The sequence below is a fragment of the uncultured Alistipes sp. genome (assembly GCF_910580175.1).
Lineage (GTDB): Bacteria > Bacteroidota > Bacteroidia > Bacteroidales > Rikenellaceae > Alistipes.
Genome location: NZ_CAJTXD010000001.1, coordinates 413,562 through 435,309, shown reverse-complemented (window position 1 = coordinate 435,309; position 21,748 = coordinate 413,562). Strand labels below are relative to the sequence as shown.

General features: G+C 54.0%; 22 protein-coding genes and 1 pseudogene (1 of these 23 running past the window's edge). 3 read left to right on the top strand and 20 right to left on the bottom strand.

What is annotated here, in order from left to right; all coding sequences use genetic code 11:
• The 16 genes from QZ298_RS01830 to QZ298_RS01755 all read right to left on the bottom strand — a co-directional run bounded on the left by QZ298_RS01830 (position 1) and on the right by QZ298_RS01755 (position 14,129).
• Positions 1 to 1,839, bottom strand: coding sequence for a DUF4906 domain-containing protein (locus tag QZ298_RS01830; RefSeq protein WP_296005020.1), 1,839 nt, complete (start codon positions 1,837 to 1,839; stop codon positions 1 to 3).
• Between the two features lie 68 nt (positions 1,840 to 1,907).
• Entirely contained in the window at positions 1,908 to 2,909 is a 1,002-nt protein-coding gene (locus tag QZ298_RS01825) for a FimB/Mfa2 family fimbrial subunit (protein ID WP_296005019.1), read from the bottom strand.
• Positions 2,910 to 2,962: 53 nt separating this feature from the next.
• Entirely contained in the window at positions 2,963 to 3,544 is a 582-nt protein-coding gene (locus QZ298_RS01820) for a conjugal transfer protein TraO (RefSeq protein WP_296005018.1), read from the bottom strand.
• Position 3,545: 1 nt separating this feature from the next.
• Complete coding sequence (gene traN, locus QZ298_RS01815; protein WP_296005017.1) at positions 3,546 to 4,544, bottom strand: conjugative transposon protein TraN; 999 nt, start codon at positions 4,542 to 4,544, stop codon at positions 3,546 to 3,548.
• Positions 4,545 to 4,618: 74 nt separating this feature from the next.
• Positions 4,619 to 5,965, bottom strand: a complete 1,347-nt coding sequence (gene traM, locus QZ298_RS01810; protein WP_296005016.1) for a conjugative transposon protein TraM — start codon at positions 5,963 to 5,965, stop codon at positions 4,619 to 4,621.
• Positions 5,937 to 6,233 (bottom strand): TraL conjugative transposon family protein, encoded by a 297-nt coding sequence (locus QZ298_RS01805; RefSeq protein ID WP_289731515.1) that lies wholly within the window; start codon positions 6,231 to 6,233, stop codon positions 5,937 to 5,939. Before QZ298_RS01805 ends, traM begins: the two co-directional genes overlap by 29 nt.
• A gap of 4 nt (positions 6,234 to 6,237) precedes the next feature.
• A complete protein-coding gene (gene traK / locus QZ298_RS01800) occupies positions 6,238 to 6,861 on the bottom strand; it encodes a conjugative transposon protein TraK (protein WP_296005015.1) in 624 nt (207 codons plus the stop codon).
• Between the two features lie 21 nt (positions 6,862 to 6,882).
• Entirely contained in the window at positions 6,883 to 7,896 is a 1,014-nt protein-coding gene (traJ, locus tag QZ298_RS01795) for a conjugative transposon protein TraJ (protein ID WP_296005014.1), read from the bottom strand.
• Between the two features lie 19 nt (positions 7,897 to 7,915).
• Complete coding sequence (locus QZ298_RS01790) at positions 7,916 to 8,545, bottom strand: DUF4141 domain-containing protein (protein ID WP_296005013.1); 630 nt, start codon at positions 8,543 to 8,545, stop codon at positions 7,916 to 7,918.
• Between the two features lie 22 nt (positions 8,546 to 8,567).
• Entirely contained in the window at positions 8,568 to 8,933 is a 366-nt protein-coding gene (locus QZ298_RS01785; RefSeq protein WP_296005012.1) for a DUF3876 domain-containing protein, read from the bottom strand.
• A gap of 24 nt (positions 8,934 to 8,957) precedes the next feature.
• Positions 8,958 to 11,459, bottom strand: a complete 2,502-nt coding sequence (locus QZ298_RS01780; protein WP_296005011.1) for a TraG family conjugative transposon ATPase — start codon at positions 11,457 to 11,459, stop codon at positions 8,958 to 8,960.
• The gene (locus QZ298_RS01775) at positions 11,443 to 11,781 is read right to left on the bottom strand and encodes a DUF4133 domain-containing protein (protein WP_296005010.1); all 339 of its coding nucleotides are present in this window, start codon (positions 11,779 to 11,781) and stop codon (positions 11,443 to 11,445) included. Before QZ298_RS01775 ends, QZ298_RS01780 begins: the two co-directional genes overlap by 17 nt.
• A gap of 10 nt (positions 11,782 to 11,791) precedes the next feature.
• A complete protein-coding gene (locus QZ298_RS01770) occupies positions 11,792 to 12,091 on the bottom strand; it encodes a DUF4134 domain-containing protein (protein ID WP_296005009.1) in 300 nt (99 codons plus the stop codon).
• A gap of 144 nt (positions 12,092 to 12,235) precedes the next feature.
• Positions 12,236 to 12,958, bottom strand: coding sequence for a conjugal transfer protein TraD (locus QZ298_RS01765; protein WP_296005008.1), 723 nt, complete (start codon positions 12,956 to 12,958; stop codon positions 12,236 to 12,238).
• 3 nt (positions 12,959 to 12,961) lie between these two features.
• On the bottom strand, positions 12,962 to 13,369 hold the full coding sequence (locus QZ298_RS01760) for a DUF3408 domain-containing protein (protein ID WP_296005007.1): 408 nt from the start codon (positions 13,367 to 13,369) through the stop codon (positions 12,962 to 12,964).
• Positions 13,370 to 13,373: 4 nt separating this feature from the next.
• Positions 13,374 to 14,129, bottom strand: a complete 756-nt coding sequence (locus tag QZ298_RS01755; protein ID WP_296005006.1) for a ParA family protein — start codon at positions 14,127 to 14,129, stop codon at positions 13,374 to 13,376.
• Between the two features lie 651 nt (positions 14,130 to 14,780).
• Here QZ298_RS01755 and mobA point away from each other — a divergent pair.
• The 3 genes from mobA to mobC are packed head-to-tail and all read left to right on the top strand — an operon-like array spanning position 14,781 to position 18,453.
• Positions 14,781 to 15,209, top strand: a complete 429-nt coding sequence (mobA, locus tag QZ298_RS01750; RefSeq protein ID WP_296005005.1) for a conjugal transfer protein MobA — start codon at positions 14,781 to 14,783, stop codon at positions 15,207 to 15,209.
• A complete protein-coding gene (gene mobB, locus QZ298_RS01745; RefSeq protein ID WP_296005004.1) occupies positions 15,188 to 16,435 on the top strand; it encodes a conjugal transfer protein MobB in 1,248 nt (415 codons plus the stop codon). The genes mobA and mobB overlap by 22 nt, the downstream gene beginning before the upstream one ends.
• Before the next feature lie 8 nt (positions 16,436 to 16,443).
• A complete protein-coding gene (mobC, locus tag QZ298_RS01740; RefSeq protein ID WP_296005132.1) occupies positions 16,444 to 18,453 on the top strand; it encodes a conjugal transfer protein MobC in 2,010 nt (669 codons plus the stop codon).
• Positions 18,454 to 18,503: 50 nt separating this feature from the next.
• On the opposite strand, the gene QZ298_RS01735 is transcribed toward mobC, so the two are convergent.
• The 4 genes and pseudogenes from QZ298_RS01735 to QZ298_RS01720 form a co-directional block, all read right to left on the bottom strand.
• Positions 18,504 to 19,550, bottom strand: a complete 1,047-nt coding sequence (locus QZ298_RS01735; protein ID WP_296005003.1) for a PDDEXK nuclease domain-containing protein — start codon at positions 19,548 to 19,550, stop codon at positions 18,504 to 18,506.
• 72 nt (positions 19,551 to 19,622) lie between these two features.
• Complete coding sequence (locus QZ298_RS01730; protein ID WP_296005002.1) at positions 19,623 to 20,195, bottom strand: RteC domain-containing protein; 573 nt, start codon at positions 20,193 to 20,195, stop codon at positions 19,623 to 19,625.
• A 168-nt stretch (positions 20,196 to 20,363) separates the two neighbouring features.
• Complete coding sequence (locus tag QZ298_RS01725) at positions 20,364 to 20,834, bottom strand: hypothetical protein (RefSeq protein ID WP_289739766.1); 471 nt, start codon at positions 20,832 to 20,834, stop codon at positions 20,364 to 20,366.
• A gap of 1 nt (position 20,835) precedes the next feature.
• Positions 20,836 to 21,748 (bottom strand): annotated as a pseudogene (locus QZ298_RS01720) (peptidase domain-containing ABC transporter) (it continues 1,257 nt past the right edge of the window).

The following is a 21,748-nucleotide window of genomic DNA, read 5'->3' as shown; positions in this document are numbered from 1 at the left end:
TTAATCGGTGGCAGTTGTAGTTTGGTTATTCGTCAGTTCTTCTTTCGACACGGCATCGTAGCCCGGGATAAGGGTCAGGTTGGCTGCCGCAATAAAGCTGTACGGATTGTCGGTCGATACGATACGGCGTATCCTGGACGTTTCCGGTTTGTCCCACCATACCGAAACGAGTCGCCCGTCTTTGCCGGATATGGTGCATCGACTGCCGGGTAGGACGATAAATGCCTGCTTGGTCTCGTCTATCTGGTATCCGTTCGGACAAGCGAACGACACTTCCTTGATCCGCGTGTAAATGTATACTCGCTCCGACTTGAATTTCGCGTAGAGCGTGTCTACCCGAAAGTGCATCGGATGCCGATACGGATTCGCATCCGAGACCTTTTGCGTCAGCTCCTTATCGGCATACCACCCTTGGAACGTGAAGCCGTCGTCGGGTACCGCGCGCATCTGCGGCCCGTCGTCGAGGGCGAGCATACGGACATAAGAAACACCAGCATTGGAATGTGAAATAGTGCGCACAGCCGAAATATCGTCAAGATAGCCGCCTTGGTGTTCGCGTCCGTTCCAATAGGTATAAACCGTCAGATGGTTGTAAAAATCATGCGTAAACCGTTTCGTGTAAGAGTAGCCGTTTCCGTTGGAGAGCGACACGTCGTAGATCAGCCGATTGTTGGCGGACGTAAACACGCGCGGGTCGTAACATGCGTTGAAAACGTAGTTGCCGGAGGGATCGGCCAGCCGAAGCGATAGTCCGGGGGTGAGTGTTTTTTCATTGATATGGAAAGCATATTGCTGTCCCTGCATGAAGAGTATGTCTCCCGTCAATTCGCCCGTAATGTTGGGCTTGTCAACTTTGATGGTCAGATTATTCATACCGCTTTTGTACCAGCAATACTCGTTCAATGACGTATTGAAAGCCGGATCGGGAAGCTCGTCCGAGATCTCCGCACCGAACGAATGCACCCGTGTGTCGACTTCGTTTTTGCCTTTGATGATGATGTTGAGCGTCTGTACCGAGTTGCGCCGCACATCGAAGTTCGATGTGTTGTTTTCGCCCAGATAGACGTCGTATGTCAGTTGCAAGCCCTCTTGTTGTGCTTTGATCCGCACGAAAGTAGCACCTTGCGGAGCGTTCTCTGCACACTTCTGCTGCTGGGTCGTGATGGACGGCACGTCGCCCTGACAATTTTCCAGTAGATAAAACATTCGTGTTGCCGAGCGTAATTCCGACGATGCGATTGCCGCTGAGTTCATTGTGATGAAATTCTTGGCGACCTGCTCCGCCTCGAACAGCTTCGTCGTGGCAGAGGCATCTACGATCTGCACGGACTGCAATTCCATCGTGCTTGCGACGGCCGGATCTATGGATACGTTGCAGATGATTTTCGCAACGGTACGTCGCACGGTAATGACGGGTGCCGGCATTCGGTCTTCGACCGTGAGCGTCGTGTGTCCCGACATCGGAAGCATGGTATATCGGGTTACCGACGGAAGCTGAACGGCGCGCAGCTGTTCTTGGGTCATCGTACCCATATCTCGATGCACGTTCGCCACGGCATAGGCTTCGTAGCTGCCGGGCAGCACGGAGCACTCCACCGTGCCGCTCTCGACGTAGAAATGGCGGTCGGGCAGCACGCCGCACGGGTCGAAGAGGAAAAGATTGACATCGTGCACGGTTTGCTCGTCCGTCGCGCGGGTAACGTACTGCACGCCCTCCTCCTGCACCTGCAACGAGAAGCGTACCTTATCCTTGCAGGATGGACATGCCTCTATCTTGTCTTTGATACAGCTGCTCATCATCGCGAGCAGCGGTATGATAAACAATAAGATTTTTTTCATAACGAATACTCTGATTAAAAGTTCCCGCCCCGACGTAGGCCGGAGCGGAAACGGGTTCGACTTGCGGTTTATGCTCCCAGCTCCACGGTCTGCGTTACGGGCAACTCCCACTCGGCAGGCGTGATGGTCAGCGAGGCGTCGTGGCCCGAAAGGCCGTTGATCGTGATGTCCACGCGGTAGTAGCCGTTGCGACGAATCTCACCGCCCGAAGTACCGTCGAGTTCCACCTCGTAGGTCATCGACGACTGACCGGCTGCGGTCGAAAAATCGCCGTCCATATCGTAGGTTGCATGGATGATCGCTTTCACGCGGTTGCCGACGTTGCGGGCGGGACATTCGAACAGGTAAAAGAGGTTGCGGTACTTGCCCGAGGCGGCGTCCGAGGCCTGCGTCGCCGAGAAATTGAAGGCTCCCGGATTGTAGTCGGATTGGAACACCGGTGTCTGCGTCGCGCCATTGGAGAGCGTGATGCTGTTGATCCGCACGGCTCCCTGATAGAGCGACCCGAACCGGGGCGAGGGCGTAACCTGAACGGCCACTTTCGCCACGGTGCGCTTGAGCGTGATAGCTACGTCGGTCGTCGAACCGGCGGCGATCGTTTCCGTGGCCATGCCCGACATGACGAAGCCGCCGGTGCGTATGGCTTTCGTCGAAACTTCGGCGAATGTACCGTTGTACGAGGCCGCATCGCGTTCCAGCAGAGCCGTGAGCGTCGTCTTGTCGCCGACGTTCGCTACATCGAGGTTCGCCACGGCATAGAACTCGCACACGTTGCCCGGCACGGCATCCGGCAGGGCGAAAGTCGCCTTCTTGGCCGAGAGTTCGGTTGCCGAGAACGAACGCTTGACCATCAGGTCGCCAGACGGGTCGAAGACGAACATCGTAACCGTGTTGAGCGTCTTTTCCCACGTCTCGGCCTCGGCCGTCGCGCTGCGGGTCGCAGGCTCTCCGTCGGTGAACGACACGGTGGCTACCGCACCTTTCGAGGTCGCGTAAATTTCGTTCTCTTCCTTATTGCACGAGACGAGAAGTCCCAAGGCGACCGTAGCCGCCAAAAATAAGTGTTTCATATAAAAAGTTGGTTTTATGCTACTTGCGTAGCGGTTTGATAAAAATGTTCGTGTCAGTTGATGATGAACTTTACTCCGATGCCGTACTGCGTGTGGAAATGCCCCGTCGTCGTACCCCACAAACAGCGTTCACGCCCCGACAACGAGAGGATGATTCTGTCCGTGAGATAGGCCTCCACTTCCAGCGTAACGGCCCCGCCGTAGAGAAACCGGTCGCGGTTGCGTATCGTCGCACCGTCGTAGAGCCGCTTGTCGCCCCAGTTTACGGTTTCGTATCCCGTCATGGCGGAACCTCCGACGTAGAAGAGAAACGTGTGCGAGGGGTCGGCGAAAAACTTGTAGTAGTAGCCGCCCTCGGCCGTGAACTGCGCCATCGGAATGCGTCCGGCCTTGTAGGGATAGTAGCGCGACAGGTACTCGACGCCGAAGACCCACTTGTCGGCATGCTTCGCGTAGCGGCTCATCGCAATACCGAAATAGTACCCCGCATCCTTGCTCGCAGCGGTGCAGAACCCGTCGACCATGCCGCTCCGCAGCTCGATACTGCGCATTTTCGGCAGAGCGCGCTGGGCGTGTGCTTCGTGCCGAGATACGACGCACAAAGCCAGCAACAGAATGAATATCGCCCGCTTCATGTTATTTGACCTTTAATTCGTCGATAACACGGGCGCGCACCAAGTCGGCATTCTCTACCGTGAAAGTCTGATGACGGCCTCCCTGCTGTTCATGCAGCTCCACGACGAGGTGTTTGTCGTCGGCCAGCGTGAATTTCGGGAGTGTGAAGACCATGTGTTCGCTATGTCTGCCGTCGATTACTTGTACGTTGTTGTAAGCCCGTACCGGCCATACGACCTGCTCCTGAATGGCCGTGCGTTTGGCGACCTTCTTATCGACGATCTTGAAAGTGAGGTAGTCCACATCGAACGGCACGTTGGACGAGTTCTTCAACTGCATGTGGAAATAGAGCAGGCCGTTATGCGAGTAGATGCCTTTGAGCAGGTACTGCACCCCGAACCGCTTGCAACCGATATGCTTGATTTCGCGGCGGTCGTTTTTGTAGATGGACTTCATGATGAGCTTGACCAGCAGCGGCGATTCGCTTCCCAGCTCCGAGAAGTATACCTCCATTGCGTTATTGGGGCGATTTGCAGATGCGCCGTCGTGGATGAAGTCGCACATCTCGACATTCAGGAGCAGCGGTTCCGCCGTATAACGGACATTGAACGTGTAGAACGAGCCATCCTCGGTAATGACCGACATATTGGTCTCGGCGTGGAAATCGCGTACGGCGGCTTTCACGCGGATGACATTCTCCGCACCGTCGGCCTTGCCTGCGATCAGGTTCGGGGAGCCGAGGTCGACGTAGCGAACTGCTGCCGGAAAGATGATGTGCACGGTCTTGTCGTAGGTGACCTCCAACCCGTGCGGCGGAATCATGCGGTCGAACGAGAGCTTGCGCGTGAGGCCGTGATAGAGGACGCCGTCCCGCTCCGCGTCGGGATAGACCTCCTTGCAGAGCGATACCGTCTGCGTCTGCTCCGTCGCTTCGACGGTCTCGGTGTTGGTTACTTCCTGTGCGTTCGCCGCACCTGCGCCCAGCGAGAGGGCGAACATCATTACAAAATACTTTTTCATTTTACTGTGGATTTAGTGGCGGGGTTAAGAACCCCGATTTAATAAATGGTTACTTGCTGATTATCCTTTTCTCGTTAGTCCTCCGGCTGATAAAGCATGACCCTATATCCCGCTTTCAGATGCACTTTGACAGTGCGCATCTTTTGGGCGATATATTGGCTTGTGCCTTGAATCAACCCTTTGCCGAGGTCGGAGGCGAGCTGCGCTCCCGCGTCGGTGGAGATGTTGATGCTGCTGCCGAGCGACGACCCCATGTTGGCCGCCACCTCTTTGGCCGCGCTTACTTCCATCGAGTTGGGAATGAAGATGCCCTCCTGCCCGTCGCTGTCGAAAACGACTAACTCGACGGGGATGATCGTACCTTGATATTCCAGCGAGGTGATGTCGATGCCGAGCCGTTCGCCCTGCACCTGTGCCGCACCCACGACGACCGTGTTGCGGGGGATGCGCACTCCGGCTACCTGCATCGGCTCCGCGATCCGCAGGCGGACGGCCTGCCCGTCGGTTACGGTCTGGTTGCCGTGTACGCACGCCGGAATGGTATTGCGTCCGACTGCCGCCGAGGTTCCGACCGCCGTCTGGAATCCGAAATTCCGTTCGTCGGTCTGCGCCGTGATGAACTCGCTGTCGGTCATGGGCTGTGCGAGTGCGGAGACGATGCGTTCGGTCACCTGCCCGACGGGTTGCGCCACCGCCTTGCCGTTGCGCTCCGTCTTCTTGTCCTCCTCCGTATCGGCTGCCGACGGCTTTTGCGTCGTGCCGCCCTGTCCGGCGGGCATATATTTGGCCGCCAATTCGTAGGACTTCTCGAGCAAGGCCACTTGGTCGTCGAGCGTCGAACCGGACGGCTCCGCCTGCCGCGCAACCATCGCTTCCAGTTCTTCGATGCGCTTGCGCAGCTCCTCCTTTTCGGGATCGTCTTTCGGCGTTTCGTAGAAACTGCCCAGCGTGCGATTAATGTCCTCGTAAGCCGCTGCCGAGGAGCGGATCGGCTGTCGCGGGGAGCTGCCGCCGTAGGTGCGGGCGGGTTGCTGCGGCGTGGGATTCAGCAGGTCGAAATCCTCCGTCTTCGTTTCGGCTTCGTCGTCCTTGTCCGAAAACAGGGCGGCGAGGTCGTTCATCTGTGCCCGCCGCTCTTTCTGCTTCTCTTCCAAGCGTGCCTGCTCGTAAGCGGTACGCTTGTCGGCGATGATGCCCGATTGGGCGGGCAAGGGCATTTCGGTGTTGAAACCGATGCCCTGCTGCGCTTCGGCCTTGTCCTTGTCGGAGGGTGCGAAGATCAGCCACATGGAGCCAATGAAAAGCAGCCCCATAAGCGGGTATACGAGCATCTTGCGGCGGCGTTGCCGCTGTTCCTCCGTGAGCGGCTGTTCAGGCTTCGCCTCTTTCATGTTAGTCGTGGGATTTTTGTTCTGTGCCATAATCGTAGTGGTTGAAAAGGTGGATACTGTCCTGCTTCTGCGGCAGGTTGAATTGTTTGATATGTTCGATCTCTATCCGTCGTCCGTTTTCCCGTCCGATCTGGTAGAGCGCCGCCCCGAACGTAAAGAGGGCGCCGATGGCGAACAAGCTGAAAATGACGAGTACGACAATGATTTTCGTGCGCTCGGGGAGTGCCGCGAGCCATACCTGCAACCACTCGTCCTGTCTGTCCGTCCACTCGCTCAGACGTTCGATTAACTTTTTCATAAGCTTATCTCTCGAATGTTTGCAGGTCGCGGTTTTCCAGAATCGTGAAGCCCTCGATGGTAAATCCGTTGGGGTTGTCGTCTGAACGCAAAGCGTTCAGCAGGCGGCACGACGTTACGAGGCTGCGCTCCGTTACGTTGCTTTCGCGGATAATCATCTGTCGCGCGTAAGTGTTCACGCGGTAGGGATAGCGGTCGAAATCGCAGACCACCGAATCGACCTGCAATACCTGATTGATGTTGCCCGCGATGATGCGGTTGTAGTAGCCTTTTTCGGCGAAATCCGAGTAGTAGTTGTAGGCACTTTTGTCCGCCAGCAGCAGGGCGCGTTTGATGTTGTGCTCGATGGCGCTCTTTTCGGGCGAGAGCGTGAAGAACAGCTCGTGGAAGCGGCGCACGTGCTCGCGCGCTTCGGCGGGACGGTTTTGGGACAAATCCTGCGAGAGCGCGAGCATCAGCGACTTGCCGCCGTCGAGGACATAGATCTTTTCGCGTTGCCGCTCCGCGAAGCGGTAGGAACTCCACATGGAGTAAACCGCAACGAGAGCACAGAGAGCGAGGAATATCATTCCGAACAAACGTATCTGCCGGAACGAGGATTCGATATTCTTCAATGATTTGAATTCCATAATTCTTTGATTTCTGGTTATTTATCGTTTGAACAGGCGGCCCGTAATATTGCCGGTCGTCGCACCGGCGACGCTGCCGGCCAACCCTCCGGCGCGGCCTGCGACTTGGCTTACGTTGCGTCCGTATGCGCCTATGCCTCCGGCTTGGATAATCCACCCCGCGACGGTCGGAATCGTGAAATACCCGATAATGCCGATAATCAGGAAGACGATATAGACGCCGTTGGAGGCTTCGAGCGAGAAGTTCGGGTTGTTCTGCAACTCCGAGATGTCGTTTTGCAGCATCAACACCTGAATCTTCGCCAAAATGGTACTGAACAGGTCGGCGACGGGCAGCCACAGGTACACTTGTACATAGCGGCAGACCCATTGCGTGAGGGTGGAGTGAAAGCCGTCCCACACGGAGATGGCGAACGCTATCGGGCCGAGAATCGACAGGACGATCAAAAAGAACGTCCGCAGCGTGTCGATCAGCAGCGCGGCAGCGGCGAACAAAAGCTCCAGCACCTCACGGAAGAAGTCGCGGATGCCTTTCTTCATGTTGTAAGCACCGCGCTCGATATACATTCCGGCCATCGTGATCATGTCGCCGGGCGACCAGCCCAGTTCTTCGAGCTGACGGTCGAACTCCTCGTTCGAGACGAGGTAGGCCGTTTCGGGGTTGCGCATCATCGCCTCGTATTCGAGCTTGTCTTTCTGCTCGCGATACTGGTTCATGTCCATCGTCTGCGTTTCGAGCATCCGGTTCGTGCCCTGCACGACAGGGCTCAACACTCCGTTGATCGTGCCGAGTACGAACGTCGGAAAAAACATGATGCAGAAACCGACGGCGAAAGGCCGCAGCAGCGGATACACGTCGATGGCTTCGGCGCGGGCGAGCGACTGCCACACGCGCACGGCCACGTAGAACAGCGCACCCAACCCCGCGATGCCTTTGGCTACACCCGCCATGTTGGAGCAGAGCGGCATCATCTCGGTAAAGAGCGAGCGTAGGATGGTGTGCAGGTTATCGAACTCTACGGTCATTAACATCATAATCGTTGCGGATTAAGGGTTACCAGTAGCGTTCGTTGCGGCTGCCGTAGAGAGCCAGCACCCTGTCCATATCGTTCTTCTTGCGCGAGCGCAGGTAGCTGACCGAGATGTTCTTGTTGGTGTAGTACATCACAAGATTGCGGTATCGCCGCACGCTGTTGTAGCACCTGTCCACCACGTCCATGCGCTCCTTGTCGCTCATCGAAAGCGTCGTGATGTTCACCACGTCTTTCATCTCTTTGAGGACGTTGTTGCTCTCCTCCAAGAGCTTCGTATAGCCGAATGCGATGGCCGACAACTCTTCGGGCGTGAAATTCCCGTCGCGCAGCATAAGCTGGAAATTCGTAACGTAGATGTCCGATATTTCCCCGATCATCAGAATCGTGTTCCTGACCTTGACGGCATCTTTGACGAGGTTGTTCACCGATTTGAGGGCGTCGTAATACTTCTTGCCCTGCTCGTAGATTTTTACCGTCTCCTGAAAATTCGACACCATGTTGGCCGCCGTCTTCGAGGTATGGATGATGTTTTCCGAGGCGTTTATGATGCTTTGTGCGAGGTTGCCCGGATCGCTGACGATCCATTGCGCTCGCACCGTGCCCGCCAGCAGCAGGCACGCGCTGACAAGCAGGATTATTTTCTGTTTCATTCTCTTATGGATTTAGTGGTTGTTATTGTTTTTCACTCGCACGGGTGTAGTCGCCGTGCGGCGAGAAGGTCAGCACGTCCGTCGCCTCGTTGTAGGCGATGTCGATGCGGTAACCCGTGTTGATGAAGAGGTTGCCCTCCTCCTCGCGCAGCAGGTAGGTTTCGGGCTTCGGCTTGCGACGGATGCCGCTGTGCTTGAAGACCGTAACCTTGTAGGCGTCGCCCTCGCGGTAGATCAGTACGTCGGGTTTGCCCTGTACGCTGACCCAGTTGCCGCAGAGCTTGCCGCAGTCGGTCTCTTTCGTCTCGATGCAGGCTTGCAGCATCATGGCTGCCAAGCCCACCAGATAGCCGCTCAACGTGAGCAGCCGTTGTTTATTCATACTCATACGCTTTCTTGTTTGGATGATTGATTACTGTTTGTTTCTGCGCTGCTCGGCCAACTGCCGGATCGCCGCCTCGATGTCGCCGCCTAATTTCTCGGCAAGGGCATAGACCTCCAACTTCTCCGTCTCCTCGGTCGTGTAGGCGAGATACTCCTCGGCACTCACTTCGGTGGCATAGACCGCCGACTGCGTACCGCCCAGTCCGATCCATACCTCCTTGTAGAACCGCGACGGGTGGTTGGCCATGTTGATCGAGAGAATCTGTCCCTTCTCCTTGTCCGTCAGTCCGAGCAGCGCCTGAATCTGGTCGAACTTGTTCATGTACTTGCGCTGGTCGAGAAGTATCTTGCAGTCGGAGTTGTTGATGATGCTCTCCTTGACGATCGGCGACGAGATGATGTCGTCCACCTCCTGCGTAACTACGACGGCTTCGCCGTAGAACTTGCGGACGGTCTTGTAGAGATACTTGATGTAAGAAGCCATATTCGCCGAAGCGATGGCTTTCCACGCCTCCTCGATAAGTATCATCTTGCGGATACCTTTCAGACGGCGCATCTTGTTGATGAACAGCTCCATGATGATGATCGTCGTTACGGGAAAGAGAATCGGGTGATCTTTGATGGCGTCGATCTCGAAGACGATGAACCGCTTCTGCAAGAGGTCTAACTGTTTGTCGCTGTTCAGCAGGTAGTCGTATTCCCCGCCTCGATAATAGGGTTCCAGCACGTTGAGAAATCCCGCGATGTCGAAATCCTTCTCCCGCACCTGTTTCTCTTCCAGTAGGGCGCGGTAGTCGGTCTTCACGAACTCGTAGAACGTGTTGAACGACGGGATGACGGCGGTGTCGCGCTTGATGCGCTCGATGTAGAGCGCGACGGCGTTCGAGAGGGCGACCTCCTCCGCACGGGTGGCCGGTTCGTTGTCCTTTTTCCACAGCGTCAGTAGCAGCGTCTTGATGCTTTCCCTCTTTTCGATGTCGAACACTTTGTCGTCTGTGAAGAAAGGGTTGAACGATATGGGGTTCTCGTCGGTATAGGTGTAGTAAATACCGTCCTCGCCGCCCGTCTTGCGGCGGATCATCTCGCACAACCCCTGATAAGAGTTGCCCGTGTCGATCAGCACGATATGCGTTCCCTGCTCGTAATACTGCCGCGTGAGGTGGTTGGTGAAGAACGACTTGCCGCTGCCCGACGGCCCCAACACGAACTTGTTGCGGTTGGTTATCGTGCCGCGCTTCATCGGCAGATCGGAAATATCGAGATGCAGCGGTTTACCCGTAAGCCTGTCCACCATCTTGATGCCGAAGGGCGAGAGCGACGAGCGGTAGTTGGTTTCCTCGGTAAAAAGGCAGACCGCCTGCTCGATGAAGGTGTAGAACGATTCTTCGGCAGGAAAGTCGGCTGCATTCCCCGGTATGGCCGCCCAGAAGAGCGTCGGGCAGTCCACCGTGTTGTGGCGCGGGGTGCACTCCATCGCTGCGAGCTGGCTGCCCGTGTCGTTCTTGATGCGTTTCAGTTCCTCGCGGTCGTCCGACCATGCCATGACGTTGAAGTGGGCGCGAACGGAGGTGAGACCGAGGCTGTGGGCTTCGTTCAGGTACTCGTCGATCCACTCCTTGTTGATCTGATTGGAGCGCGAGTAGCGCGAGAGCGACTGCATGTTGCGGGCGCTCTTCTCGAACCGTTGCAAGTTCTCTTCGCTGTTGTCGATGAACAGATACTGGTTGTAAATGTGGTTGCACGGCAGCAGCAGCCCGACGGGCGAGGCGAACGACAGGCGGCAGTCGCTCCGGTCGGTCGAGAGTTTCTCGTAGCGAGTGTCGGTCGCCACGGACGAGGGCATATCCTCTGCATCGGAAAGCGTGTGCAGGCACAGAATGTTGTCGCCGATGCGCATCTCGTCCGGTGCGAGGGCGATGTCCTGCAAGCAAGCGGTGTTCTGCGGTGAAAGAGAAAAGTATTTCTCCACCAATCCGGTTTTGGTCGCCGTGCCGGTAATCTCGTCCGACGTCAGGCGGCGCAGGCGGATGAAGCCCGAATCGTTCATGATGCGCTCGAATTGCTCCGTCGCTTCGATGAACTTGGCCGCAGCGTCCTTGTCGCGAATCTCTTTCGGGATGATATGTCCCCGACAGAGGGTGCTCCAGTTGCTCTGTCGGCGACTGCGCTCTTTGGCCGTCTTCGTCAGGAACAGGTAGCACGTGTGGTAGAGGTAGGGTCGTTCGTTGAAATGCCGCTCGAACGAACGCGAGAGGAAACTCATCTCCTCTTTTTGCAATTCGGGGCGGTATTCCTCGCGCACAAACCAGTCCTGCTTGTGCACGATGCTGAAATCGGGCAGCACGCGGATCGCCTTGCACCATGCGGCGTGTATCGCTTCGTACTCGGCGGCGGTTACGGTGTACAGCTCCGGCAGTTCCACAGCGAACGCCACCGTGATGTCGGCTTCTTTGGAGAGGATGCACCCCTCCTCGACAGCCAGCAGCGGGAATTTCGATTCGAGCGTCGTCGCTTTAAGTGTATTTCTCATTCGTTGCTTTTTTACGGGTAAATAATCGGGAGATGCGGCGGCGGTTCAGGAGGTATCGGGGACGGTTGCGCTGCGCGCCTAACTTCATCAGTCCGTGTTCGCCGTACCGGGCATTCAGGGCGAATGTCTGCCACACCAGAACGGAGGCCGACACCGTCCCGAAGCCGATACAGAACCATTGGTCGATGCCGACCATGTACAGGATGACGAACAGGACGAACAAGGCGAGCAGCCCTCCGCAGAAGATGAAAAGGTATTGCGCCTTCAATCCCTTGAACTCTACCGAACGGCCGATCCCCTTGTTGATAGGGTACTCTGCCATCGTCGTCGGATTAGAGGAAGAACGAACGCAGAATCGTCGCCGCCACGATCAGGAAGATACACGCGCCGAACCACGAGGCGGCGGTCTTCGACGTGTCGGGGTCGCCCGACGAGAATTTGCCGTAGACCTTGACGCCGCCGATAAGTCCTACTACCGCGCCGATGGCGTATATCAGTTTCGTCGCGGGGTCGAAATAGCTTGTTACCATGCTCGTGGCTTCGTTGATACCCGAAAGGCCGTTGCCCTGCGCAAAGGCCGAGGCGGCAGCCAGCAGAAGGGCTGCCGAAAAAAGAAGATGCTTCTTCGTCATAGATTGCTTTTCGATTGTGCCGGACGGGAGGATAGCCCGCCCGGTGGGTTGATACTGATTTTTACTTGTGGATTTAGTGGCCTGTTTTGTCGTGGGACAGCTACCCGTACTCTTTCTCTTTCATCGCTCGTTCGTTTTTAATCGTTATACAAAATCCCGAATGTCGAACCCGTCCGTGTCGTCCGGCGCATCGGCAATGTTTCGGGGTCGGACTGCTACCGTCCCCGCGTCCCCTTCCGTCGAGATCGGCTGACTTAAATAGCAATCCATTAACCCCGATATTTTCTCTCCGATAGCGGCGGAATCGCTGACCAGACGGTCGTACAGTTCCGTGCCCTCTATCTGCTCGAAGACCCGTCCCGCTTCTCTGCGCTCCGCATCGGTCGCCGAGGTATTGGAGGCGGTTCTGACCGCTCGGTCGATCTGCTCGAAGCTCACGCCGGAGGCGTAACCCGCAGGGTGTATCGCAAGCGGCATTTCCTCATCCGCACCTGCCGCCTCGTCGTTTTCGTATTCGAGCGGAACGTCGGGAATTTCCAGATGCTCGAACGCCGCATCCAGCTCTTCGTCGGTAAGGCGTGCGGGGCTGCGTTTTTCGGCTTCGAGGGCAAATGTAGACGCTTTTTCCGCCGCTGATTCCGTTTCTGCGGGCGTGATGGTTTGTGGCGTCGGAATGATAGTCTCTGGCGTCGTCGGCTTCATGCGGAAGCTGCTCTTGCCGACAATATCCGGCACGTCGTCTCGGCGTTTCGGAGACGCGACATCCGTCTGCGGCGTGGGGCGTTCCGACTGCCGCTTCTCCCAGAGTAGATACGCCGCCAGCCACACGCCATAACCCGCAAGTAGGCATACCAATAGCGTTTCCATAGGCTAAAAGATGGAGCGGTTATGCTCGTTGTACAATTCGGTGATTTCGGCCTGATAGGTCTCGAAATGGTGCGCCAGCACGTTGTCTATGTAGCTGAACAGCGACACTTCGTCCTTGCCGATGACCCGCAGGATAAGTTGTATCCGCTCGTGGTACTCCTTGCGGATATAGACCGTCTTACCGATGCGTGCGGGAATGGCTGCCTCTTTCAGGAACAGCGAGCGGTAATCCGTCTCCTTGTTTTTGATTTTTCGGCGGCGAGGTTCTTCCCGTTGCAACGGCTCCGCATCCTCGTTTTCGGAGGCGACTTCCGTAGCCCGTGCTGACGGTGGAATCGTCAAGTCGTCCTGCCGGAACGAGTTGATGATGAAGTTCTCGTCGATGTCTTCGATATTCGGTTTCTTCGCCATGTCTCTATTGTTTTATGGTGTTCAGTATTTCATCGACGAGCGCATCGAGATTGCTGCCCCGCACGAGGGACTTGTCCGCAGGAAAGAGCGTCGAACGAAATACTGCTTTGCGCTCCGTCGCTGCTTCCTTGCGGAATCGCTTGCTGTCCGGCAGAAAGGTTTTCAGAATGGGCAGTGCCAATTCGGCGCATATTTTCTCATAGGCAGCATACAGTTCCGTCTTTTCGCGTCCGTCCACCATGTTCCACAGCAGGTGCAACCCCTTGACGGCGGTTCTGCCGGTGCTTATCATGTGCTCGTTGATGACGGTAGCGAACTGCATGGAACTCGTCATGACCACTCGGTCGGCGGCGATCGGGCAGAAGATATAGTTCATTGCGGCGATGGTTTTCACGACGCTCGGATTGTTGATCGTACCCGGCAGGTCGAAGAAGACGAAATCCAGCGGGACACCCGATTCGACAAGGCGCGACGCCGCGTCCACGGCGTCGTCCGGCTTGCTGCACACCACCGGATAGGCTTTTTTCGCAAGGCGTTTGAACTGCTCGTAGGCCTGCACCTTGTAGTGGTCGTCTTTCATCGTCATGTCCATGTCGCGTTTGCGCATGTCGTGGATGCTGTACTGCGGGAAGTCGCAATCGACTACTGCGACGTTGTACCCCTTGACGTAATGCAGGTAGCTTGCGACCAGCACCGTGATGGTCGTTTTTCCGGCTCCTCCTTTTTGCGTGGAGAAAGCTACATAGGTTGGTTTGTTCATACCGTTGTAAATTTTAATAGTTATACATAGAGTTGTCCGTTTCTGCGAACGTTCGTTTTTACCACCGGCCCGAGGCAGAGCCGTAGGTGCGGACGAATGTTCCGCCCAATGGCCCGACATCGGTTGGTTGCAACATTGGGTAGTTGGTTGCAATCGTCCTTGCGACGTATGTCCGTCGGGCGAATCGATCGGTTGTCCGGCGAGTTGTTCCGTTCAATATCCGTTCGTTACAACCAATGGCTGTTCGTTGGTTCGTATGGCAAATAAACAGCGAAAAATCACAACTTCTGCCGTCTCAACAACAGGTGATAGCTTGTGGCGTCGGGATGATAGCCTTTGGCGTTTTCGGCTTCGGAAAAGCTGCATCGTAAGCTTCTACCTTTGCGCCCAAGCGACAGGGTACATCGCGCGGCTTCAGGCCGCGGTCGAAATCGGTTCTCCCGCAATCCGTCTTCGGACGGATTTTTATGTTCGTCGGAACATAGCAAGGTGTCCTTTGAGTTACTCAAAGGGTTTCGGGTAACTCCGAAACAGACCTTGCCCTTGCAGGGGGGTGTGGCTTCCCCTCCGAAGTCGGGAAGCCTGATCTCGAACCTGCGGTTGGGAAGTGTGTGGTGGCTTATGTTGCGCAACCGCTAAATCCACATAAGTATGAACGGAAAGAAAAGAAATGTTGGAGGCAAATCTCCCAAACCAGACAAGGTTTGCCACCCCGTGATGGTGCGCTTCACGGACGAGGAGTATGCCCGATTCCTCGCCATGTACGAGCAGTCGGGTGTTTACGCGAAAGCCGTTTTCATCAAAGCCCGCGTCTTCGGGGCCGAGTTCCGGGTGCTGAAAATCGACAAAACACTCGTCGATTATTACACGAAGCTCGCTTCCCTACACGCACAGTTTCGTGCTGTCGGCGTGAATTACAACCAGACCGTCAAGGAGCTGAAAAGCCGCTTTTCGGAGAAAAAGGCGATGGCTTTACTTTACAGATTGGAAAAACAGACCGTAGAACTCGTCGCCTTGAGCCGCCAAATCCTCGCCTTGACGAATGAATTTCAGACGCAATGGTTGCCAAAATTAACGTAGGAAGCTCGCTTTACGGGGCATTGGCCTACAACGGTGAGAAGATCAACGAGGGCCAGGGACGGCTGCTCGCCACGCACAAAATCTTCGACGAGGGGACGGGACGCCTCGACATCCGGCGGGCAGCGGAGGATTTCTCTCGCTGCATGCCCGCGCAGGTGCGTACCCGAAATACGGTTATCCATATCTCGCTCAATCCGCACCCCGACGACCGTCTGACTGATACGGAGCTGACGGCCGTCGCCGAGGAATATCTCGAAAAACTCGGCTACGGCAATCAACCCTACGTGGTGTTTAAGCACGAAGACATCGGCCGCCACCACCTGCACATCATCTCCGTAAACGTTGATGAAGACGGACGGCGTTTGAATAAGGATTTCCTGCATCGTCGAAGCAAGCGTATTACCGACGGTCTGGAATGCAAATACGGGTTGCATACCGCCGAACGCAAGCGGCAGCAGCAGGCCGAATTGCTTTGCACGGTGGATGTAGCTGCGGGCGACGTGAAACGACAGATCGGCAATGTCCTGAAAGGCATATCGGGCAAATACCGGTTTCAAACGCTCGGAGAATACCGCGCACTGCTTGCGCTCTACAATGTAACCGTCGAGGAGTGCCGCGGCGAGGTGCGCGGCAGGGAGTATCGGGGCTTCGTCTATTCCGCCACCGACGACAAGGGCGAGAAAATCGGCACGCCGCTCAAAGCCTCCCGCTTCGGTAAACGATACGGGTACGAGGCGTTCGAGCGGTGGTGTGCTGCAAGCAAGGAGCAAATCAAGGCGCGGAAGCTCGGCGGTATAACCCAAGCAACAGCAATGGCCGCACTGCGCCGCACGAAAGACCGTGCGGAGTTCATCGCTCTGCTGAAAGCCAAAGGAGTGGACGTCGTACTGCGCAAGACCGATACGGGGCGTATCTATGGCGCTACGTTCATCGACCACCGAACGGGGTGCGTGTTGAACGGCTCCCGTTTGGACAAGGAGCTTTCCGCGAACTCCTTGCAGGAACATTTCGCACCTCCGGCGGCGGGCATACCGCTCCCGATTGCTCTCTCGCAACAATCGGATACGGCGGACATGCCGACGCATGCGTCTCTTTACGACGACGCAGCAAGTGGCGGTTTGGGGCTGTTTACCGCCGACACACAGGGCATGGACGCCGAGGAGGAAGCTTTTATGCGCGAGATGCAGCGACGAAAAAAGAAAAGGAGGAATAAACGTAAAATCTAAAAATCGAAATTATGCAACAAGAAGATGATTTGAGGGCATTGGCGAAAATCATGGATTTTCTGCGTGCCGTAAGTATATTGTTAGTCGTGATGAATATCTATTGGTATTGTTACGAGGCGATCCTTGCGTGGGGCATGAATATCGGCGTGGTCGATAAAATCCTGATGAATTTCGACCGCACAGCGCATTTGTTCCACTCCATGCTCTACACGAAGTTCTTTGCTGTCGTGCTGCTCGGCCTCTCGTGTTTGGGAACGACGGGCGTGAAAGACGAGAAGATAACATGGCTGCGCATCGGCACGGCACTCGCGGCAGGCTTCGTGCTGTTTTTTCTGAACTGGTGGCTGCTGGCTTTGCCGTTCCCGCTTATGGCGACAATGCTGCTCTACGTCGCAACGACGACCGCAGGGTACGTCTGCCTGCTGATGGCCGGGCTGTGGGCGAGCCGCCTTTTGAAGAACAACCTCATGGACGACCCGTTCAATAACGAGAACGAATCGTTCATGCAGGAGACGCGCCTTCTGACCAATGAATACTCTGTAAATCTGCCCACGCGCTTCTACTATCGCAAGCGGTGGAACAACGGTTGGATTAACGTCGTGAATCCGTTCCGTGCTGCGATCGTACTCGGAACGCCGGGCAGCGGAAAGTCCTATGCCGTGGTCAATAATTTTATCAAGCAGCAGATCGAAAAGGGCTACTCGATGTATATCTACGACTTCAAGTTTCCCGACCTTTCGACCATTGCCTACAACTACCTGTTGAACCACTTGGACGGATACGCGGTGAAACCGAAATTCTATGTAATCAATTTCGACGATCCGCGACGGTCGCACCGCTGCAATCCCATACACCCCGACTTCATGGAGGACATTACCGACGCTTACGAGAGTGCCTACACCATCATGCTCAATCTCAATCGGACGTGGGTGCAAAAGCAGGGCGACTTCTTCGTCGAATCGCCGATCATCCTTTTTGCCGCAATTATTTGGTATCTCAAAATCTACCGAAACGGGAGGTATTGTACTTTTCCGCACGCCGTCGAGTTCTTGAACCGCCGTTACGAGGATATTTTCCCGATTCTGACTTCGTATCCCGAACTCGAAAACTACCTCTCGCCCTTTATGGACGCATGGCTCGGAGGTGCGGCGGAGCAGCTGCAGGGACAGATTGCATCGGCGAAAATACCGCTTTCGCGCATGATTTCGCCGCAGCTTTATTGGGTCATGTCCGACAGCGAGTTTACCCTCGACATCAACAACCCGCAGGAGCCGAAAATCCTCTGTGTCGGAAACAATCCCGACCGGCAGAATATTTACGGCGCAGCCCTCGGATTATATAATTCTCGAATCGTAAAACTCATCAACAAGAAAGGTATGCTCAAATCGTCAGTCATCATCGACGAGTTGCCGACTATCTATTTCAAAGGGTTGGACAATCTGATTGCCACAGCCCGAAGCAACAAGGTGGCCGTATGTTTGGGATTTCAGGACTTCTCCCAGCTCGTCCGCGATTACGGCGACAAGGAGGCCAAAGTCGTGATGAACACCGTCGGCAATATCTTTTCCGGTCAGGTGGTTGGTGAAACGGCCAAGACGCTCTCGGAGCGCTTCGGAAAGGTGTTGCAGAAGCGGCAGAGCATCACGATCAATCGCAACGACAAGTCTACATCTATCAATACGCAGATGGATTCGCTCATCCCGCCCTCGAAGATTTCGGGATTGACGCAGGGTATGTTCGTCGGCTCCGTGTCGGACAACTTTACGGAACGTATCGAGCAGAAAATTTTCCACTGCGAGATTGTTGTGGATGCTGAAAAAGTAAAGCAGGAGGAGGAAGCCTACAAGAAGATTCCCGTCATTACCGATTTCACGGACGAGGAGGGCAACGACCGCATGAAAGAGACGATACAGGAAAATTATAACCGAATCAAGGCCGACGTGCGGCAAATCGTCGCCGACGAGTTAGAGCGCATCAAAAACGATCCGGCGTTAGCGCATCTGTTGCAGCAGAAGTAATCGAAACAAAAACGAGCCGCGAATACGGCTCGTTTTCTTTATAACTCCTGCTACTCGTTTTCTCCGTGTTGCAACCGATAGAACTCCTTTTGTCGTTCAATCTCCTCACGGAGTTCTTTCTCGGTCGGCATATAGAGCATGTACTTCGAGGCGAACAGACGGTCGTTGTCGTGCAGAACAGAGTAGCGGGCAATATCTTCGTCGGTCTCCGAACAAAGGACGATGCCGATGGTCGGGTTGTCGTCCTCGCCGCGCACCCGCTCATCATACATCCGGACGTACATATCCATCTGTCCCACGTCTTGGTGCGTGATGGTCGTCGTTTTGAGGTCGATCAGCACAAACGATTTGAGGATGTAGTTGTAGAATACGAGGTCGATAAAATAGTCTTTCTTTTCGGTGCGGACTAATTTCTGCCGCGCGACGAACGAAAACCCCTTACCCAATTCGAGCAGAAATTTTTGCAAGTTGCCGATGATTGCTTTTTCCAAATCCGATTCCGAGAAATCGCTGTTGGGCGCAAGACCGATGAACTCGGCGACGGTCGGGTTCTTGATGAACTCCATGCGATCGTGTTCGAATGGGGTGGTCAGAGCCTCCATTTCGGACTTAACCGTCTCCTTGCGTTGAGAGAGCAGCAACCGCTCGTAATACTGCGAGCCGATATTGCGGTCGAGTGTGCGGTAGCTCCACATCTGCTCGGCGGCCTCTTTCAGATACCATGCGCGGGCATCGGCATTAGAGACGCTTAACAGACGTTTATAATGCGACCACGTCAAAATTCCCCACGCTGTGGGGAGTTTTTCGGGAAAGAAGACATAAAATTGCCTGTAATAGTATAATGAATTGATAGAAAACCCTTTGCCGAACTCTGCCGTAAGTTCTTTCGAGAGTGATTTCAACAACTGTGAACCGTAATCAGCTCTATCTTTTCCCTGTTGTTCCTGCTCCACGATGCGCTTGCCCAATTGCCAATAGGCTTCGACCATTGCCGAATTGATTGCGGTATAAGCCTTTTGTCGGGCGAGAGTTACGATTTGCTTGATTTCGCGGATGAAATCCGCATTATATGATGAAATATGGTTCTCTTTTTCCATTGCGAATGACTTTTAGCAAAAGTAATAAAAAACGGGAGAAATAAGTGATATTTCTCCCGTTAACATACTGATTTATTTGCGTCGTTCGCGCTCTTTCTCGTCGTCGCACTGCATTCGCAGGTTCAGCCGCTCGCGCATCTTGTCGAGAAAGTACGTCCGGCTATCGTTCTTGCGGCGTTTCATATCCGTATAGGCATTGTAACAATGACTTTCTTTCATCTCCATACCGAACAATCTTCCGAAGAATGAAAACAATTCGTTGATAGGGGTTTCGCCGTCGTTAATGCAGTGCAATTCGTCGAATGCATAGATGATCTCGACCAATTCTACAAGGCTGCCAGTCCAGCGAAACCGTGTCTCATGGGTAGTATTTCGGTTACCGTATCGTGCAAGTAATTCCAGTTCGGTGTCAATATAGCCGATAGCAACTTTCAGCAAATGGTCAATACGATTAGCGATTGCGGGAGGGCAATGCAATAATCGGATGCGAGTATGATTCAAAATACGAAACAATTCGACGGCGTTCGTACTTGTATCGTACAGATCATGCAATAGTTCTGTAAATTTCGCTAATTGTTCGTCGTGTGCTGTAATAACCTCTGTTATACAGCGGGATAGTGTTTCCGCTGTAATATAATGTGTCATAATTATTCATCTTTTTAGTTGTAAATCTCTTAGTTCCAATTTTGTATCTTGTTATGACCGTAATGGCGGAGATTTATTCTTTGAAAGGTGAATAATTTTGCATAGACGAACTTGATGTGCATATTATCTATAATGCACACCTAATTCAATATTGGGGTTGTTCTGCTTCTATGATTTTTTGATAATTCTCTTTAAAATCGGTTTTCTGGAAATATGAATTGTTGCTATGCCTGTGGGCTGGGTGCTTAAATGTTCGGAATGGGACGCGGTATCTGTAAGAAGAATATCAATATCGACAAACCCGTTATTTTCCGCCAGCTTATACACCTGCCCGTATATGTTATAATTGCCTTGCAAACTTTGAATGGTTATTGTTGCGTTTTGTTCGATTTGAATGGAGCGAACTTCTTGCAGGGGAATATGGGATTCGGCATGGCTTGTCGAATCTTCATTATAAAAGCTGATTTTCACCGGAATGGTAATAGTTTGCTGATAAGGGATATAGTACAGCAGTCCTAAAACGACAAGTATAACCCCTGCAATTATAGAAATGCCCATGCGAAGAAGGAACGGGGGCATTTTCCCGACAATGCTCCGTACTTTTTCGCTTCGTAGTTCTATGTTTGTTCGTTCATCCATATCAATTTCCCAGTTCGAGTTGATTTTTTACCAAATTGTAATACATGCCATGTCGGGCTGTAAGTTCTGCATGTGTTCCTTGTTCCGCGATCTCGCCGTTATGAAGTACGACAATGTTGTCTGCATTTTTTACGGTACTTAAGCGATGGGCGACGATAATTACAGTCTTCCCTTCGTAGAATCGTTCCAAATTATCGATAATCTGTCGTTCGTTGTTTGCATCGAGCGCATTGGTCGCTTCATCGAAAAAGATGAATTGCGGATTCTTATAGACGGCCCGGGCGATCAGGATACGCTGTCTTTGCCCTTGACTTAGCCCTTGTCCATCTTGCCCGATCTGAGTATTGTATTTCAACGGTAATCGTTCGATATATTCATGAATATTGGCAACCTCCGCGGCGTAACGCAACTTTTCCAAGTCAATTTTATCATCGGAAGTGGCGATGTTTTTTGCTATCGATTCGGAAAAAATATAACCATCTTGCATGACGGCACCGCATTGTGTTCGCCACCATGAAAGATTGAAATTCTGCAATGGTTGTTCGGCAACCGAAATTTCTCCCTGCGTCGGTTCGTAATAGCCCAGCAACAATTTGACGAGCGTTGTCTTTCCGCTACCGCTCGCACCGACGATGGCTGTCGTTTTTCCCTCGGGGATTGCAAGGTCGATATGTTTGAGTACCATCGGCGAATTGCCGCCGTTATACTGGAATGAAAGGTTTTCGATGTGGATTGTTTTCTCTGCATTTCGCGGAAAAGAAGCAACCGTCCGATTGGTATTTTCCTCCTCTTTTTGCTCGTGAATTTCATTCATCCGATCCAGACTGATGCTTACATCCTGCCATTGGTAGATGAAATTCATAAGCTGCTCGACCGGAGTGTTCAGTTGCCCGATAATGTATTGTACGGCCAAC

Bases quoted from the DNA above. Each gene is read 5' to 3' on its own strand.
- traN (WP_296005017.1), bottom strand. From the start codon at position 4,544: ATGAAAAAGTATTTTGTAATGATGTTCGCCCTCTCGCTGGGCGCAGGT.
- QZ298_RS01825 (WP_296005019.1), bottom strand. From the start codon at position 2,909: ATGAAACACTTATTTTTGGCGGCTACGGTCGCCTTGGGACTTCTCGTC.
- QZ298_RS01760 (WP_296005007.1), bottom strand. From the start codon at position 13,369: ATGGCGAAGAAACCGAATATCGAAGACATCGACGAGAACTTCATCATC.
- QZ298_RS01820 (WP_296005018.1), bottom strand. From the start codon at position 3,544: ATGAAGCGGGCGATATTCATTCTGTTGCTGGCTTTGTGCGTCGTATCT.
- traM (WP_296005016.1), bottom strand. From the start codon at position 5,965: ATGGCACAGAACAAAAATCCCACGACTAACATGAAAGAGGCGAAGCCT.
- QZ298_RS01765 (WP_296005008.1), bottom strand. From the start codon at position 12,958: ATGGAAACGCTATTGGTATGCCTACTTGCGGGTTATGGCGTGTGGCTG.
- mobA (WP_296005005.1), top strand. From the start codon at position 14,781: ATGAACGGAAAGAAAAGAAATGTTGGAGGCAAATCTCCCAAACCAGAC.
- QZ298_RS01730 (WP_296005002.1), bottom strand. From the start codon at position 20,195: ATGACACATTATATTACAGCGGAAACACTATCCCGCTGTATAACAGAG.
- QZ298_RS01785 (WP_296005012.1), bottom strand. From the start codon at position 8,933: ATGAGTATGAATAAACAACGGCTGCTCACGTTGAGCGGCTATCTGGTG.
- QZ298_RS01725 (WP_289739766.1), bottom strand. From the start codon at position 20,834: ATGGATGAACGAACAAACATAGAACTACGAAGCGAAAAAGTACGGAGC.
- traJ (WP_296005014.1), bottom strand. From the start codon at position 7,896: ATGATGTTAATGACCGTAGAGTTCGATAACCTGCACACCATCCTACGC.
- QZ298_RS01790 (WP_296005013.1), bottom strand. From the start codon at position 8,545: ATGAAACAGAAAATAATCCTGCTTGTCAGCGCGTGCCTGCTGCTGGCG.
- QZ298_RS01755 (WP_296005006.1), bottom strand. From the start codon at position 14,129: ATGAACAAACCAACCTATGTAGCTTTCTCCACGCAAAAAGGAGGAGCC.
- mobB (WP_296005004.1), top strand. From the start codon at position 15,188: ATGGTTGCCAAAATTAACGTAGGAAGCTCGCTTTACGGGGCATTGGCC.
- QZ298_RS01735 (WP_296005003.1), bottom strand. From the start codon at position 19,550: ATGGAAAAAGAGAACCATATTTCATCATATAATGCGGATTTCATCCGC.
- QZ298_RS01805 (WP_289731515.1), bottom strand. From the start codon at position 6,233: ATGAAAAAGTTAATCGAACGTCTGAGCGAGTGGACGGACAGACAGGAC.
- traK (WP_296005015.1), bottom strand. From the start codon at position 6,861: ATGGAATTCAAATCATTGAAGAATATCGAATCCTCGTTCCGGCAGATA.
- QZ298_RS01780 (WP_296005011.1), bottom strand. From the start codon at position 11,459: ATGAGAAATACACTTAAAGCGACGACGCTCGAATCGAAATTCCCGCTG.
- QZ298_RS01770 (WP_296005009.1), bottom strand. From the start codon at position 12,091: ATGACGAAGAAGCATCTTCTTTTTTCGGCAGCCCTTCTGCTGGCTGCC.
- QZ298_RS01775 (WP_296005010.1), bottom strand. From the start codon at position 11,781: ATGGCAGAGTACCCTATCAACAAGGGGATCGGCCGTTCGGTAGAGTTC.
- QZ298_RS01830 (WP_296005020.1), bottom strand. From the start codon at position 1,839: ATGAAAAAAATCTTATTGTTTATCATACCGCTGCTCGCGATGATGAGC.